General features: G+C 41.2%; 16 protein-coding genes. All 16 read right to left on the bottom strand.

Features of this window, described 5'->3' with window-relative positions:
• Window positions 1-3 precede the first annotated feature (3 nt).
• On the bottom strand, window positions 4-789 hold the full coding sequence (locus AT864_RS16245; RefSeq protein WP_044745203.1) for a two-component system regulatory protein YycI: 786 nt from the start codon (window positions 787-789) through the stop codon (window positions 4-6).
• Window positions 776-2122: a YycH family regulatory protein gene (locus tag AT864_RS16250; RefSeq protein ID WP_066150789.1), complete on the bottom strand. Its 1347-nt coding sequence runs from the start codon at window positions 2120-2122 to the stop codon at window positions 776-778. The genes AT864_RS16245 and AT864_RS16250 overlap by 14 nt, the downstream gene beginning before the upstream one ends.
• The gene (gene walK, locus AT864_RS16255; protein ID WP_066150792.1) at window positions 2103-3932 is read right to left on the bottom strand and encodes a cell wall metabolism sensor histidine kinase WalK; all 1830 of its coding nucleotides are present in this window, start codon (window positions 3930-3932) and stop codon (window positions 2103-2105) included. Before walK ends, AT864_RS16250 begins: the two co-directional genes overlap by 20 nt.
• Window positions 3933-3942: 10 nt before the next feature.
• Window positions 3943-4659 carry a response regulator YycF gene (gene yycF / locus AT864_RS16260; protein ID WP_044745202.1) on the bottom strand — a complete coding sequence of 239 codons (717 nt, stop codon included), beginning with the start codon at window positions 4657-4659 and terminating at the stop codon, window positions 3943-3945.
• A 160-nt stretch (window positions 4660-4819) separates the two neighbouring features.
• On the bottom strand, window positions 4820-6106 hold the full coding sequence (locus AT864_RS16265) for an adenylosuccinate synthase (RefSeq protein WP_044745165.1): 1287 nt from the start codon (window positions 6104-6106) through the stop codon (window positions 4820-4822).
• Between the two features lie 147 nt (window positions 6107-6253).
• Window positions 6254-7618 carry a replicative DNA helicase gene (gene dnaB, locus AT864_RS16270; protein WP_066150795.1) on the bottom strand — a complete coding sequence of 455 codons (1365 nt, stop codon included), beginning with the start codon at window positions 7616-7618 and terminating at the stop codon, window positions 6254-6256.
• A 98-nt stretch (window positions 7619-7716) separates the two neighbouring features.
• Window positions 7717-8166 (bottom strand): 50S ribosomal protein L9, encoded by a 450-nt coding sequence (gene rplI, locus AT864_RS16275; protein ID WP_044745163.1) that lies wholly within the window; start codon window positions 8164-8166, stop codon window positions 7717-7719.
• Complete coding sequence (locus tag AT864_RS16280) at window positions 8163-10136, bottom strand: DHH family phosphoesterase (protein WP_066150798.1); 1974 nt, start codon at window positions 10134-10136, stop codon at window positions 8163-8165. Before AT864_RS16280 ends, rplI begins: the two co-directional genes overlap by 4 nt.
• A gap of 38 nt (window positions 10137-10174) precedes the next feature.
• Window positions 10175-11104: a YybS family protein gene (locus AT864_RS16285; protein WP_066150801.1), complete on the bottom strand. Its 930-nt coding sequence runs from the start codon at window positions 11102-11104 to the stop codon at window positions 10175-10177.
• A gap of 68 nt (window positions 11105-11172) precedes the next feature.
• Window positions 11173-11409 carry a 30S ribosomal protein S18 gene (gene rpsR, locus AT864_RS16290; protein ID WP_027408127.1) on the bottom strand — a complete coding sequence of 79 codons (237 nt, stop codon included), beginning with the start codon at window positions 11407-11409 and terminating at the stop codon, window positions 11173-11175.
• 127 nt (window positions 11410-11536) lie between these two features.
• Complete coding sequence (gene ssb / locus AT864_RS16295; protein ID WP_044745160.1) at window positions 11537-12031, bottom strand: single-stranded DNA-binding protein; 495 nt, start codon at window positions 12029-12031, stop codon at window positions 11537-11539.
• 27 nt (window positions 12032-12058) lie between these two features.
• On the bottom strand, window positions 12059-12346 hold the full coding sequence (gene rpsF, locus AT864_RS16300; RefSeq protein ID WP_066150806.1) for a 30S ribosomal protein S6: 288 nt from the start codon (window positions 12344-12346) through the stop codon (window positions 12059-12061).
• Window positions 12347-12451: 105 nt separating this feature from the next.
• Window positions 12452-13552 carry a redox-regulated ATPase YchF gene (gene ychF / locus AT864_RS16305; RefSeq protein ID WP_044745158.1) on the bottom strand — a complete coding sequence of 367 codons (1101 nt, stop codon included), beginning with the start codon at window positions 13550-13552 and terminating at the stop codon, window positions 12452-12454.
• A 70-nt stretch (window positions 13553-13622) separates the two neighbouring features.
• Window positions 13623-15632 carry a molybdopterin-dependent oxidoreductase gene (locus AT864_RS16310; protein WP_066150809.1) on the bottom strand — a complete coding sequence of 670 codons (2010 nt, stop codon included), beginning with the start codon at window positions 15630-15632 and terminating at the stop codon, window positions 13623-13625.
• Between the two features lie 38 nt (window positions 15633-15670).
• Window positions 15671-15865: a DUF951 domain-containing protein gene (locus AT864_RS16315; RefSeq protein WP_044745156.1), complete on the bottom strand. Its 195-nt coding sequence runs from the start codon at window positions 15863-15865 to the stop codon at window positions 15671-15673.
• Window positions 15866-15879: 14 nt separating this feature from the next.
• Window positions 15880-16770 (bottom strand): mechanosensitive ion channel family protein, encoded by an 891-nt coding sequence (locus AT864_RS16320; protein ID WP_066150812.1) that lies wholly within the window; start codon window positions 16768-16770, stop codon window positions 15880-15882.
• Between the last annotated feature and the right edge of the window lie 79 nt (window positions 16771-16849).

Consider the following 16849-nt stretch of genomic DNA (forward strand, 5'->3'; position numbering starts at 1 on the left):
TATTCACTCCAACACATTTCCTTTATCGTTAATGATCTGTCCTTCAAAGCCATGAATAAAATAATCTTTCTTTTCATTCACTACAATGTGCCATGTTGGTGTTAACACTTGTGAAGCCGTAAATTGCACAAGCCCATAATATCCGATCTCAATTTTCGTCACTCGGTCCTTCGGCTTTAAATAATCTTTTTTATACAATGTTTCGATCGCTTTAATCGCCGGAATAATTTCTTGCTTTTTATCATATTCCTCTAGATCGTCCAATAGCGTTTGTTCATATGAGACGACTTCATTTTTCTCATTTAAGTGCAGCAGCAGCTTGCCGCTTGAATTTTTATAAATCATTCTGCGGTTATATTTTTGATAACAAGTAATCGTTTTCGATTTATTATCATATTCCCAAAACGCGTAATCCTTCCCATGAATAATGTTTTGCTGCAAAAATTGATTTAAACTGTAAGCATCTTCAAAATCGCCAATAGCTACCGGATGGATAAAGGTTGCTTGTAGCACGGATTGGTTGCTTGCTGTGATTTTTTGATTCTTTAATTTGGCAATTTCATCTCGAGTAAAGATCTTGCTTTTACCGCTAACATAGGAGGCCTTTTTAATTTCTTTTGGTATATCTACATACGTGATGCCGTTCGCTGCTAACTGTTCTTCAATGGTCTCTTCTAAAAGAACATCTAATTGGCTGCTGTTGCGTTTTTGGATAAACTGATACCCTAAAAAAAGATCCAGGATGAGGAAAGTAATAATAAAAATCGTCTTTGTTTTATTCCAATCCAACAGCATTGCCTCCCCTCATCTCGTCTGAGTCATCATCAGAGAACTTTTTCCATGTTCCATTATATAAATAAAACCAATCCGGCTCTAATACAACCACCTTTTCTCTTTCTTGATCTTTCACAAGCTCATATCCTAACGTGACCTCCGTCAGCAATTCCTTTTTAAAGCCTTTTATTTTTTCCAGCTGTTGAATCACTTGCCGTCCGGACTGTAGTTGAACTGGTACGCTTGTGCGATCTGGAATTTCGAGGCGAAATAGCGGACGTTGGTATTTGTTGATTTCAGCTGCTCCCCAAATTTGAACAATCTCTGACATTCCATAGTTATTGAAAACGGGATGATTGTTCACAAAAAGACGAAAGACAACTTTTCGTTCTTCACGATCCCATTGGACAAAGTGGTACATGTCGGTCCAACCGCCATGCTCATTGACAAAATCAATACTTTTTTGAATCAAGGATGCGCTTTCTTCACTGGATGGCCCAATTGTATATTTAGCCGCTGGATTTACATATAAAAGCAGCTTTTGCAAAAAGTCAACATCCATCAGCCGCGATCCATCTGTATATTCCTCTCCAAATGTCAAGATGTCCTTTTTTACGAAGCTCGGATCACTAAATAAGGCCTCTTTAAATTTATCTGTATCAAGCTCATCTGTATAATATTGCAAACGATCCATTGTCATTTCTTTTTCTGGTAGAAACAACGTTTTTGTTTCACTTACGTTGTAAGCAAAATAACGCGGTAGCTTCTCCGTATGTTCATATAACTGATTGATTTCTTCAAATGGAACATCCTTGGCCGTAGCCTTGTATATTTTACGGCGTTCTGTAGAGACAAAATAAACCGTAAGACTTGAATGTTTTTCTACAGGAATGATGATCGTATCAAAGCCAATACTATCTAGCCCTCGATCGTCAATTTGAAAAATGGTTTGATAAATATTCATTGGAATTTCGTCAGGGTAAATAATTTCTATTTTCCCTCTTCCATGAATAAAAGACAAAAAGCTTTCTTTGGATACCGTTGAGGAAACATTCTCAAAATCATCAAACGTCCACTTTTTCATGTTTTTAAACAATTTATTTATTTCCGTTTCTTCTATCAATCCGTAATGAGCTGCATTTTTATGAATCAATATTTGCGAAGGACGTACAATCATCGATGGATCTACTTGCGCATTACTGACAGATACGTTTTGGACGTATTCACCATTTTGGATCACATCATATTTTGGGTGATAGGTCCATAGCCCCCATGTAAACAAAATGCTTGTTAACACCAAAACCGTCAACACAATCGTTTTCGCTGTTTCATACCTCATCCCATTCATCCTCTTGAATCCGTTCCAACGGTAATGTAAAGAAAATGGTCGTTCCTTTATGCTCTTGGCTTTTTGCCCAAATGTTCCCGCCATGGGCAACAACGACCTCTTTGGCAATCGCTAATCCAAGCCCTGTTCCACCTAGCTTGCGAGAGCGCGCCTTATCCACGCGATAAAAACGGTCAAATACTTTAGCGAGATCAGATTTAGGAATACCAACTCCCTCATCTGTTACGCTGACTAAAATTTCATTATTCAGCTCTTTTACACGAAATGTAATATTACCGCCTTGAGGAGAATACTTTAATGCATTTGAAATAATATTATCAAGTACTTGCGTAATTTTATCTTCATCAATTTCAACAAAGATCGCTTCGTCAGGGATTTTGCGAATAAACGTTATATTTTCGTTTTTCGTCAATTCAAAACGATCAATCACCTTATGAAAATATCTCGAGAAATTAACCCAAGATTTATTTAGCTTATAGTCTTTACTATCTAATTTCGAAAGCCGCAACAGATCATTGACTAATCGAATCATTCGTTCCGTTTCTGTCTGTGTTACTTCAATAAAACGTGGAGCAATCTGTTCATCTCTCCATAATCCTTCTCCCAACGCCTCCAAATAGCTTTTCATCGTTGTTAGTGGCGTTCTTAGCTCGTGTGAAACGTTAGCTACAAATTCTCTTCGCTCTTGATCGATTTTTTCTTGTTCTGTAATATCGTGCAGTACAACGATCAAACCGTTGACAAATCCTGTTTCCTTTTGAATCACAGACAAGGAGGCGCGCAAAATATAAAGCTCCTCCTCCGTACTAAAGTCCAAAATGAGCGAATCTCCTTCTTCAATTAATGTTTCAAATGTATACTGATCCTCCAATCCAAGCACATCAACAATCGAGCTGGAAAGCACTGTTTCACGTGAAACATTTAAAATATTGAGCGCCGCATCGTTAATCAAAATAATCTTGCCACGGCGATCCGTCGCAATAACGCCATCTGTCATATGCGTAAGCACAAGAGCTAATTTGCGCCGTTCTCCTTCTGTTGTGGCCTGCGCCTCCTCTAGCTTCTTCGTTAAATTATTAAATGTCATGGCGAGCTGGCCAATTTCATCATATCCATATACTTTTACTTTTCTTGAAAAATTGCCTTTTGCCATGGCTAATGCCTGTCTGCGCATATCAGAAATGGGCCGGGTGATCGTACGAGCTAGCAAAATCCCTAGTACCGCTGTAATAGCTAGGGCAATTCCTGTCCCGGTAGCAAAGATCTTGTTGATTTGCCGCATCTGTGAAAATACATTTTCCATAGATGCAATCACATAGATGGCTCCTTTAATTTCATTATTCATCTTAATCGGAGTGGCAGAAATATACATCCGATGGCCCGTTTTCTGGTCAATGAATGCTCGGTCAACCATTTCGCCCGTCACAAGCGCCCGCTTGACAAAAATTTCCGTTGTCCGTTTTCCGACAATGTTTTGCATATAAGGATTGGAAGTAGCCAGCACCTTGCTTTTATCATCAATAACACTGACTTCTGAAATATCCTGCGAGACAAAATCATGAAGAAGGGAGCGAATTTCTTCTTCCAATGTTGGACTTTTAGCATCTCGGTCTTTGTTCATTGCTTGATCTACGTTATAAGCAAGCAATGTGATTCGCTCATTCAGCGAAGTTTTAAAGCTTTGAACAAGCTGTGTTTCCAATTCTCTCACAAAGTACACACCGATAATTTGCATCGCAACGAGAATTAATAAGACATAAATCAGCACAAACTTAAAATGAATCGAACGAAATGGGCCTACTTTTTTCATGATGCTTCCTTTACTCCTGTTCTGGGTTGCGCAAGTAATATCCTACACCGCGTCTCGTCACGATCCATGTCGGATGCGAAGGATTATCTTCAATTTTTTCTCGCAAACGGCGAACCGTCACATCCACAGTGCGGACATCTCCATAATAATCATATCCCCACACCGTTTGCAGTAAATGCTCCCTCGTCATGACTTGTCCAATATGCTTCGCTAGATAATGAAGCAATTCAAATTCACGGTGTGTTAGTTCAATCGTTTCTCCTCTCTTTAATACAATATAAGCATCTGGCCGAATGACAAGCGATCCGATTGTAATTTCGCTTATATCATCGTTCTCTTCATCATCTTGAACATTAGCATTTGGCTGATGACGGCGCAAATTCGCCTTAACGCGTGCCAACAGTTCTCTTGTACTAAACGGCTTCGTGACATAGTCATCAGCTCCTAGCTCCAATCCAAGTACCTTATCAATCTCAGAATCCTTTGCTGTTAACATAATAATCGGCATATCATATTTTTTCCGCACCTCTCGGCATACCTCCATGCCATCTTTTTGCGGAAGCATAATATCAAGCAAAATGAGATCAGGTTCAATTTCTTCCACTTTTTGTAATGCTTCTATACCATCATATGCACAAATGACTTCATAGCCTTCTCTTTGCAAATTAAACTGTAAAATATCAGCAATTGGTTTTTCATCATCTACCACAAGAATTCGTTTTTCCATCATCATTCACATCCTTTCCTTATCCGATGGATTCATTCGCAAAAAAAGCTCCATATTAATAATGTATCATGTTATTTACGGGAATTCACTTACTACCCATTGCCAATTCGGCAAAAGAAAAGCATAGATACCGCTCGTATCTATGCTTTATTTCTAATCGTTAGGCATACACGCTGCGAACGACGTTCGTTTGCGAACGATCTGGACCAACAGAGAAAATAGAAAGCGGGATGCCTGTCAGCTGTGAAATGCGCTCTACATAATGACGAGCATTCGCTGGCAGTTCGTCTAAGCTTTTAACGCCTGTAATATCTTCCGTCCAGCCTGGAAGCTCTTCATAGACGGGTTCGCACTCCGCTAGCACCTTCAAGCTTGCCGGAAATTCCTCTATGATATTTCCTTTATAGCGATAAGCCACACAAATTTTTAACGTTTCAATTCCTGTTAATACGTCAATGGAATTTAATGATAAATCCGTAATTCCGCTGACTCGGCGAGCATGGCGGACTACTACGCTATCAAACCAGCCCACGCGGCGTGGACGCCCTGTTGTTGTACCATATTCTCTTCCAACCTCGCGAATGCGATCGCCAATTTCATTATGTAATTCCGTTGGGAACGGGCCATCGCCGACACGGCTTGTATATGCTTTCGCTACTCCTACCACATGTTTAATTTTTGTCGGTCCTACTCCTGACCCAATTGTAACGCCGCCAGCCACTGGATTAGAAGAAGTCACAAACGGATACGTTCCTTGATCAATATCCAGCATGACGCCTTGCGCGCCTTCAAATAGCACACGTCGTCCTTCATCCAAAGCGTTATTTAGCACGACAGATGTATCGCATACATATTGCGCAATTTGTTGTCCGTATCCATAATACTCTTCAAAAATATCCTCAAGTTTCAATCCTTCAATTCCGTACACTTTTTCAAATAAAACGTTCTTCTCTTGTAAATTGCGGGCAAGTTTTTCCGCAAATACATCACGATCTAATAAATCAGCAATACGAATGCCGATTCGGGCTGCTTTATCCATATACGCCGGACCGATTCCTTTTTTAGTTGTGCCGATTTTATTGGCTCCTTTGCGCTCCTCTTCCGCTTCATCAAGTTTTAGATGATATGGCAAAATCACATGAGCACGGTTGCTGATACGCAAGTTGTCCGTCGAAATGCCCCGATCATGTAGATATTGCAGCTCAGCAATAAGAGCTTTCGGATCAACCACCATTCCATTTCCGATGACACATATTTTATCTTTATAAAAAATTCCTGATGGAATGAGATGCAGCTTATACTTTTCTCCATGAAAAACAATCGTATGTCCCGCATTATTTCCGCCTTGATACCTTGCGATCACTTCTGCATTTTCTGATAAAAAGTCGGTAATTTTTCCTTTTCCCTCATCTCCCCACTGTGTCCCAACAACAACTACCGAAGACATGGTGAGCACCTCCACTTTACTCAATGTAAACATAGTAAGTGTAGCACTTTTATTGACTAAAGTCAACGAAACACGAACATTGGATATATATTTCACTTTTTTATTCGTGTAAAAATGGAAATGCTTATCCAAAGAACCGTTCAGCTTTTAGGCTCCTGGAGGAATTTGTGTATCATCAAAACGTCTCTCTAAATTTACAAACTTATTATATTCTTTAATAAAGGCGAGCTGCACCGTGCCAACAGGACCATTCCGTTGTTTAGCAATAATAATTTCAATAATGTTTTTATTCTCCGATTCTTTATCATAATAATCGTCGCGATATAAAAAGGCGACGATATCTGCGTCCTGTTCAATACTTCCCGATTCACGAATATCGGACATCATCGGCCGTTTATCTTGACGCTGTTCAACGCTGCGGGAAAGCTGCGATAAAGCAATAACGGGTATTTCTAGCTCACGGGCCAGCGCTTTTAGCGCGCGGGAGATTTCAGATACTTCTTGCTGGCGATTCTCTCTATTCCTTCCGCTTCCTTGAATGAGCTGTAAATAATCAATCAATACCATCCCAAGACCACTCTCTTGCTTCAAGCGGCGGCATTTCGCCCGAATTTCACTGACGCGAATGCTAGGGGTATCATCAATATAAATTCCTGCATTCGATAAGCTTCCCATCGCCATCGTTAATTTTCCCCAATCTTCAGAGGTCAGCTTTCCTGTCCGCAAATTTTGGGCATTGATATTTCCTTCGGCACACAGCATCCGCATAACCAACTGTTGAGCGCTCATCTCTAAGCTAAAAATGGCAACGTTTTCGTTCGTTTGTGTCGCCACATTTTGCGCAATGTTTAACGCAAAAGCGGTTTTTCCAACAGAGGGACGAGCAGCAACAATGATTAAGTCGCTGCGCTGAAATCCAGCCGTCATGCGGTCAAGCTCGGTGAAGCCGGTCGGGATTCCAGTAATCTCCCCTTTGCGGTTATGAAGCATTTCAATATTGTCGTACGCCTGAACAAGCACATCCTTTATATTTTGAAACGTACCAGAATGCTTCCGCTGCGCCACCTCCATAATCTTTTTTTCCGCTTCGTTCAGCAGTACATCAACCTCATCTTCACGTGTGTAGCCATCTTGCGCAATCGAGGTGGCTGTACGAATTAAACGGCGCAAAATCGATTTTTCTTCCACAATGCGCGCATAATATTCAACGTTGGCAGCAGTGGGAACCGCATCAGCTAATTCGCTTAAATATGATACTCCCCCCACTTCTTCCAACGCTTTGGAATCTACGAGCTCTGCAGTTACTGTTACTAAGTCGACAGGCTCTCCTTTATCAGCCACTTTGAGCATCGCGTGGAAAATTTTTTGATGAGCAGCACGGTAGAAATCTTCTGGTATTAAAAGCTCAGAAGCGGGAGTCAGCGCCGAAGAATCAAGAAAAATCGCACCAAGTACGGCTTGCTCTGCTTCAATATTTTGTGGCGGAATGCGCTCTGCAAATAGATCATTCATCTCTTTCACCACCTTTTCGATGCTGTTGGGTAACGATTCTCATAAGAAAAATGTGATTTGTATGGGGGATTCCCCATAAAATCACATTTTTTATCAGGTTATTTTTGTTCGCTGACATGTACTTTTAATGTTGCCGTTACTTCCGGATGAAGTTTAACAGGTACATTTGTATAGCCTAATGCACGAATCGCATCCTCTAATTCAATTTTGCGTTTATCCACTTTCAATTGAAATTGGCTTTGCAGCGCTTCTGCAATTTGTTTACTTGTAATGGAGCCGAAGAGGCGACCGCCTTCACCAGCTTTTGCTGATAGCTGTACGGTCAGTTGCTCCAATTGCTCTTTTAACTGCTTCGCTTTTGCCAATTCCTCTTCTGCTTGACGTTTTTCTTTATTTTTTTGTGCTTCTAGCGCCTTTAAATTAGTAGGAGTCGCTTCAACGGCGAGCCCTTGCTTAAAAAGAAAGTTTTGAGCATAACCGTCTGCCACATTTTTAATTTCGCCTTTTTTGCCTTTTCCTTTTACATCTTTTAGAAAAATAACTTTCATGATTTTTTTCCTCCTTCTAAATACTCGTCAATGGCTGCACGCAAACGATGCTCTGCTTCTTCAACTGTTGTATCAGCCAGCTGAACGGCAGCATTCGTTAAATGGCCGCCGCCTCCCAGGCTCTCCATAATGACCTGAACATTGATGTCTCCGAGCGAACGGGCGCTAATTCCGATCAGATTATCTGTGCGCTTCGAAATCACAAAGGAAGCCACTACCCCATTCAATGTCAGAAGCGTATCAGCCGCTTGAGCGATTAGAACTTGGTCATATGCTTCATTTGGGCTTCCTTTCGCAATAGCGATTCCTTTTGCGTTAATAGAGGCATTTTCAATGATTTTAGCTCTTTTTACATAATTGGAGATATTTTCCTTAAGCAACTTTTGCACTAATACCGTATCGGCTCCTTGAGCACGCAAGTATGAAGCAGCATCAAACGTACGAGAGCCGGTTCGCAGCGTAAAGCTTTTCGTGTCAACCACAATTCCTGCTAGCAGCGATGTTGCCTCTAGCATCGTCAGCCGCATGCGCTGCGGTTGATATTCAAGCAGCTCGGTTACGAGTTCTGAGGTTGATGAAGCATAAGGCTCCATATATACAAGCAGCGGATTATTAATAAATTCTTCACCGCGGCGATGATGGTCAATCACCACAATATTATCGGTCCGAAACACTAGTTTCTCTTCAATCACTAGTGAAGGACGATGCGTATCCACAATAATTAACAAGGTATCATCGCTGACAAGCTCAAGCGCTTGTTCCGGTTTAATGAATCTTGACCAAAGTTCCGGGTAATTTTTAATTTCCTCAATCAGCCGTTGAACACCTGCATCAATACGATTCGTATCCAAAACGATAAACCCTTCTCTTTGATTAAGCTGAACAAGCTTTAACACACCGATGGCAGCGCCTACTGCATCCATGTCTGGATATTTATGTCCCATAATCATGACTTTATCACTGTCAACAACTAGCTCTTTTAATGCGTGGGAAATAACACGGGCCCGCACTCTCGTGCGTTTCTCCATCGGATTTGTTTTCCCGCCGTAAAATTTTACTTTCCCATTGGCTTGTTTGATTGCCACCTGATCGCCTCCGCGGCCAAGCGCTAAATCCAAACCAGATTGGGCAAGCGCCCCTAACTCCGGTAGCGAAGAAACGCCTGTACCAATGCCAATGCTCAATGTTAATTGAACATTATCCTTCATGGTATGTTCGCGAACTTCATCCAAAATCGCAAACTTACCTTTTTCAAGCTGCTGTAAAATTTGTTCATTTAATACAGCGACAAAGCGATCAGAGGATGTTCGTTTAAGGAATAATCCATAATCATGCGCCCATTTATTCAGCATCGAAGTGACTTGGCTGTTCAGCTGGCTTTTTGATTGATCGTCCATTCCTTGAGTAATCTCATCATAATTGTCGAGAAAAATAACGCCTAATACCACTCGTTCTGCTTCATATTGTTTTTCGATTTCAATTTGATCAGTTACATCAAAGAAATATAACAGCTTTTCTTCCCGCCTAATAATGACTTGAAATTTCCGATCATGAATATCAATCATTTCTGTGTCAACTTCTTGTTTAATCAGCGGAATTAATTGGTCAGCAACATCATATAACGAGCGGCCTACCAACGTCTGCTCCCCAAAGCAGGATGTCAAAAATACGTTTGTCCATTCAATTACATAATCGTCATTAATCAGCATGATCCCAATCGGCATTTCCATCAAGGCCTCTTCGCCCACTTTTTTTAGCCTATGGGATAAATTAGAAATATGCTGTTCAAGCTCCGTATAGAGCGTACGCTGCGATTTTACGACATAATAAAGCACAAAAGCGAGGAGCAAAAAACTGGCTAACCCCAAAATCCATTGGAAATAAGCGATCACTCCTATTAGTCCGAGCGCAATCATCATTAATGCATAAAGGGGATAGCGGTATGCCTTCTTTTTATAAAAATGAGACATTCATGTCAGCTCCTAAACCATAAAAATAATCCCATCGCCTAGCGAATGCGTTTCCGTAATTCGAATCCTAAATCAATTATACCTAATATTACAATAACATAAAGCAAAAAAGGGAGAAAGAAGCAAAACAACGTTCCGACTACAACGATGCTTCTTGCCATTTTTTTCTGCTCAGCGACATAATAGAGGAAAGAAAAACCTTGAATCAAAAACAAAAGCTGTAATACATAATAGAGATTAATAACGGCAATAAAGACAAAGGATCCTTTTTCTAATGGAAAAAATGTCGCTAATAGTATAATCAGGTAATACCATAAAAGCGGCTTTGGTAGCATAATATGACGAAAAGGAGGCCACGTTCCTATCGGCATATTTAAGCGTTTTAAAATCGGAATCGAAGCCATGATCGTTAAATAAGCAGCAGCAAGCGCTGATAAAACAAACACGGACGGTATAATGTATTGCACAAACTCCAACATTTGTTGGAAGCGATCTTGCATTTCTTTCGGGGGCTCTTGTCCCATTCCTTTCATGATTTGCATAGAGGCATGAAAGGATTCTTTTAGCATTGAAAGCGTTTGAGCAATAATGTCTAAGTTAAAAAATTTGACTGAAATGATATAATCAAGCACGATATTGACCAAAAACACAAGAGTCGCTACTGTTAAAATTAAATAGCGGTTTTTCTTTTTTGCAAACATAATGCCGATCACAATTCCGCTTGTTCCAAACATCAGCACAACGGGTAGCGATAATAATGAACCGATTAGGGAAGAGACAATAAGGGCCACAGCCAGCAACATGAATCCTGGAGCATAGCCATGTCTCATTGTAAACACGATAAAAGGGAGAGATAAAAAGAAAAGCGCAACCACCGATAAAAATGGAACGTACAAAAAGATTAAAAATAGTACAATAAAAATCGCCAGCTGAATCGCCGCTTCTGTCAGTACATATGTATTTTTCATCCGAACCGAATCCCTCCTATCATCAAAAAAAGCAGTAAGGATGCCGTCCCCCCTTACTGCTTTTTCTTTTATTCACCCGCTACGTATGGCAATAATGCCATTTGACGAGCACGTTTAATTGCTACCGTTAATTTGCGTTGATATTTCGCGCTTGTACCTGTTACACGGCGTGGTAAAATTTTGCCGCGCTCAGAAATAAATTTCTTTAACGTATCCACATCTTTGTAATCGATGTGTGTAATTCCATTTGCTGTGAAATAACAAACTTTGCGACGTTTTGCGCGTCCGCCTTTACGTCCTGCCATTTTATTTTCCTCCTTTCTTTTTTCAATTATGATATCCAAAATGAAGTTTACGTTCAAATGTCTCGTTTCGGCTTTTCACGCGCAAGCAGGTGCTTGTACGATCCAAAGCCGTCTTTGCGATCTATGATTAAAACGGTAAGTCGTCATCGGATATATCAATAGGCTGTCCATCATGAGCAAACGGATCCTCATCGATGCGACTATAGCCTGGGTCGGTTGTGTGACGCGGGTTCTGATTTTGTCCAAATGGATAAGGCTCTCCATAATAGCCGCCTGTTGCTGCACCACGCTGTTCCGTACTACCTTTAGGCTCAAGAAATTGAACACTATCAGCAACCACCTCGGTTACGTACACACGCTTTCCATCTTGCCCTTCGTAACTTCTCGTTTGCAAACGGCCATCCACGCCAGCCAAGCTTCCCTTTTTTAAGAAGTTCGCCACATTCTCTGCTGGACGACGCCAGACGACGCAATTGATAAAATCTGCTTCACGTTCGCCTTGCTGGTTTGTAAACGGGCGATTAACAGCTAATGTAAACGTGGCAACAGCTACTCCACTTGGAGTATAGCGCAATTCTGGGTCTCTTGTAAGTCTCCCTACAAGAATTACGCGGTTAATCATCAGAACCACTCCTTAAAAATCACGGAATTATTCTTCCTCTTTAACAACGATATGACGAATAATGTCTTCGCTGATTTTCGCTAAACGGTCGAATTCTTGTACCGCTTTTGGCTCAGACATCACGTTTACGATCATGTAGTAACCGTCGCGGAAGTCATTGATTTCATAAGCTAAACGACGTTTACCCCATTCTTTTACGTTCGTGATTTCCGCACCGTTTTCTGCTAGGATGCCGTTGAAGCGTTCAACTACTGCTTTTTTTCCTTCATCATCCATGTTCGGGCGGATAATATACATAATTTCATATTTTCTCATTCCAGTCACCTCCTTTTGGTCTAAACGGCTCTATGAAAAGAGCAAGGAGCAATATGCATTACTCACATTTTTTGATTATATCATGGCTAAAAGATCAATGCAATACTATACATTGAAACGGAAATGCATAATATCGCCATCTTGAACCTCGTAATCTTTTCCTTCTAAACGAACTTTCCCTGCTTCACGCGCTGCTGCCATGGAACCGCAAGCAAGCAAATCGTCGTAAGAAACCGTTTCAGCACGAATAAATCCTCTTTCAAAGTCCGAATGAATAATTCCGGCGCACTGCGGAGCCTTCATTCCTTTACGGAACGTCCATGCACGAACCTCTTGTTCCCCGGCTGTAAAATAAGTGGCTAGTCCTAACAAGTTATATGCAGCTCGAATTAACTGATCGAGTCCTGATTGTTCGATTCCTAGTTCTTGCAAAAACATTTGTTTTTCTTCCTCGTCTAGTTGGGCAATTTCCTCCTCTACTTTTGCACAAACAACAATCACTTCAGCATGATCGCTTTGCGCAAATTCACGAACTTGCTGAACATACGGATTGGCAGATGGATCGGCAATGTCCTCTTCCCCTACGTTCGCTACATACAGCATTGGTTTGATGGTTAATAGGTGGAGCTGTTTTACCACCTTCATTTCTTCTTCCGTAAAAGACAACGTCCGCGCGGCCTTTCCCGCTTCAAATGTTTCTTTTAAACGCATAAGAATCTCATACTCGAATACCGCTTCTTTATCTTTTTGCTTCGCCAATTTTCCTACGCGATCTATCCGCTTATCAACGGTTTCAAGATCAGCCAAAATGAGTTCTAGGTTAATGGTTTCAATATCGGAAAGCGGATTGACTTCCCCTGCTACATGGGTAATATTTTCATCAGCAAAACAGCGAACGACTTGGCAAATTGCGTCGACTTGACGGATATGCGACAAAAATTTATTTCCAAGCCCCTCTCCTTTGCTTGCGCCTTTGACAATGCCGGCAATATCAGTAAATTCAAACACGGTTGGCACCGTTTTTTTCGGGTTGACAAGCTCCGTTAATTTTTTTAAACGTTCATCAGGTACTTCAACCACTCCAACATTCGGCTCAATTGTACAAAATGGATAGTTCGCAGACTCTGCTCCAGCTTTTGTAATCGCATTGAATAGTGTTGATTTTCCCACATTCGGCAAACCAACGATTCCTGCTGTTAATCCCATTGCTTCCACTCCTCTAACCGTCAACATCTTTCCTCATTATAGAGAGTAAAAAATAAAATGACAAGCGCGTTCATGGATTAATTTTTTCAATGTTTACTAAGCAATCATATAACGTGCTTCCCAAACCGTTATCAGATTCGCCATCAGGCGTGAGTACATTCACACTTCCACCAAATTTTCCCCATTGTCCTTCATCGACATTGATCGTTTTTGGATGAGCTTTCGCGAGAACTTTCACCTTGCCGATAAGCTCGCCCCGCTCATTAAACAGCCTTGCCATATCTCCATCCGACAGCTCTTTTTCCACTGCAATATCTTGGGAAATCTCAATTTTGATTGATTGCATGGCTTTAATCAAATGATAATGCTGCGAATGATTGGAACGCAGCGGATGGATCGTCAGCAAACGATACGGATATTTTTCCGCTAATCGCTTATTTCCCGCTTTCGATTCAGCTGGGTACATGATTTTTAATTTTCCATCCATCCCTTTTTGTTCTGCGAAGGAAGATGTGAATTCATATTTACCGCTCGGTGTCTGAAAGCGATAATCATTCCATGGGACCGGGTGAACAGGTAACAGCAAATGCTTTTCCTGCTTTAGCTTTTCTAACGTGATCCCGTATTTTTCAAGCCCATCAAGCCCCATCTTTAAAAATTCTTCTCTTGAAAAGGCAAAATCGTCTGCAAATCCTAACCGTTCGGCTAAGCTTGTCCAAATCCAAAGATCTGGTTTCGCTTCTCCTGGAGCTTGAACAAGAGCAGGACCATAATTGACATAAGCATGATACATCGAGGAATAGTAAAAATCCTCCTCCTCAAATACCGTTGTGGTCGGCAGTACATAATCGGCGATCTCCGCTGTATCCGTCATAAACTGTTCAAAAACAACCACCGTTTCCACTGATTGAAAGGCTTGTTTCACTAGATTGGTATTGGGTACTTGAGTCAATGGATTTCCACATGTCACAATGACCATTTTTATATTCGGATCAGTGGCTTGCAAAATTCCTTCGGCTTGCTTCATCATTGTAAATGTACGAGATGCCGTTTTCCGCTCCGGCAAAGTCAAGGCTTCTATATTGAAGCTTTGACCAACCTGCAAATTGCCAAAATTGACGCCACCGCCACTGATGCCAATATTTCCGCTTAAAGCTCCTACAGCATCAATCAATCGAATCGTATTTCCGCCATTAGCATAACGCTGCATTCCAAGTCCCAAATACGTCATCGTTGGACGGTTTCCGTATATAAGGGCTAACTCTTTCATGATCTCTTGCGCAACCCCGGTTAATTGTTCAATCTCCTGCATTGTGATCTGGTTCAATAAATTCTGGAGATCTTCGAATCCGACTGTATAGGTTTCAATAAAATGCCGATCTTCAAGGCCAAGGCGCAGCAGCTCCTTCATAATTCCCATCGCTAAAAAGCCATCCATTCCTGGCGCTACAGACACATACAGATCCGCGATTTGCGCTGTTTGATTGAAAATCGGATCAATGACAACGAGCTTCGTTCCTTGCTTTTTGGCAGACTGAAGATGTCCGAATAAGTGCATATTCGTGCGGGCAACATTTCTGCCCCATATCACTACATTGTTGCTATTGTAAATATCCTCAGGAGCATGGCTGTAAGCATTGCCGAAATCCCACTTTTGCGCCTCAATCCCAGCTCCCCAACAAATGCTTCCTATTAATTCCGTAACTCCTCCGTAGCAATTAAAAAACCGACGATCCAAATTTTTTAGTAGTCCGTTATTCGCGTAATCATGGCTATGAAGAACAGCTGTAGTCTTATACTTTTCCTTAATCTCCCGCATTTTTTCTGCAATTTCATCCAATGCTTGTTCCCAAGAGATCCGCATAAATGTTCCATTCACTTTTTTCAAAGGGTAAAGCAATCGCTCTTGGGAATTGGTCCGTGCCTCCAGCATACGTCCTCGTCCGCAAATTTTCCCTCGAGTAATTGGGTGGCGTTCATCTCCATCCACTTTGATTACTTTGCCATCATGGACCGTCACCTTCAATCCACATGTGTCCCAGCAATTTAAAGGACACGATGAGATATGAACGTCTGGCATTTCCTCCATTCCCCCTCTTTAATAAAGAGCATGAGGAATTACTCCTCATGCTTTTCCAGCACCTTTTTCAGTTTACGAACAAATTCCTTCCTCGGAAGCAACACACTATGGGCACAGCCTTCACATTTGATGCGGATATCTGCTCCCATACGAATCACCTTCCAGCGGTTCGTTCCACACGGATGCGCTTTTTTCATTTCTACAATGTCATGAAGACTAAACTCTTTATCCATTGATTCCTCCTCCTTTACGCATCAGCTTTTGCTCGTGGTTGAGGCAAACCTTCTTCGCCTTCGCGATTATACAGAACAAGCTTTGGAAATGGAATTTCAATTCCATTTTCATCCAAGCGCAGTTTAATCTCCTTGCGCAATGCCCGAGCCACAAAAAAATGGCGCATCGGTTTTGTTTCACAGGTCACTCGAAGGACAACCTCTGAGCTTGTCAAATTTTGAATACCTAAAAGCTCAGGTGCAGCCACCATATCCTCATATTTCTCTGGAAGTTCGCTCAACAGGTGACGAATGACTTCCTCTGCTCGTTCAAGATCTCCATCGTGAGAAACACTCACATCAACAACTGCGACACTATTATGCAATGAAAAGTTCGTTACTTGTGTAATGGTTCCATTAGGCAAAATATGAACTTCGCCTGTCCAGCTTTTTATTTTGGTTACCCTTAATCCAATGGCTTCTACATATCCTTCAAAATTGCCGATTCGAACATAATCGCCCACCGAGAACTGATCCTCAAAAATGATGAAAAACCCTGTAATGACATCTTTCACCAAGCTTTGGGCACCAAAACCAACCGCCAACCCAACAATCCCTGCACCGGCAAGCAGCGTTCTTACTTTCACGTCAAATGTATCTAAAATCATCACAAATGCTATAAAGTAAATAACATACGTAATCGTGTTATCCAGCAGTTTTAATAATGTCGCTTCCCGTCTTTCTGAAAAACGAATCGGCGCTTTTTGGCGCATTTTAAAAATATTATGAACGGCAATTTTTAAAACCTTGGAGATCACCATTGCAACCAAAATAATCGCAATGATTTTTACACTTCCAATGCCAATCTTGGCCCAAAAATCTTCATTAGAAAAAAATTCCCAAACATTTTCATAAGCTTTTTTCATCCTCTTTCACCTTTCATCTTCTCTCTACATACGTTAAATTACCTCTTAATCACTATTATACATACCAATCATTGTACCA

The organism is Anoxybacillus sp. P3H1B, from assembly GCF_001560855.1.
Classification (GTDB): domain Bacteria; phylum Bacillota; class Bacilli; order Bacillales; family Anoxybacillaceae; genus Anoxybacteroides; species Anoxybacteroides rupiense.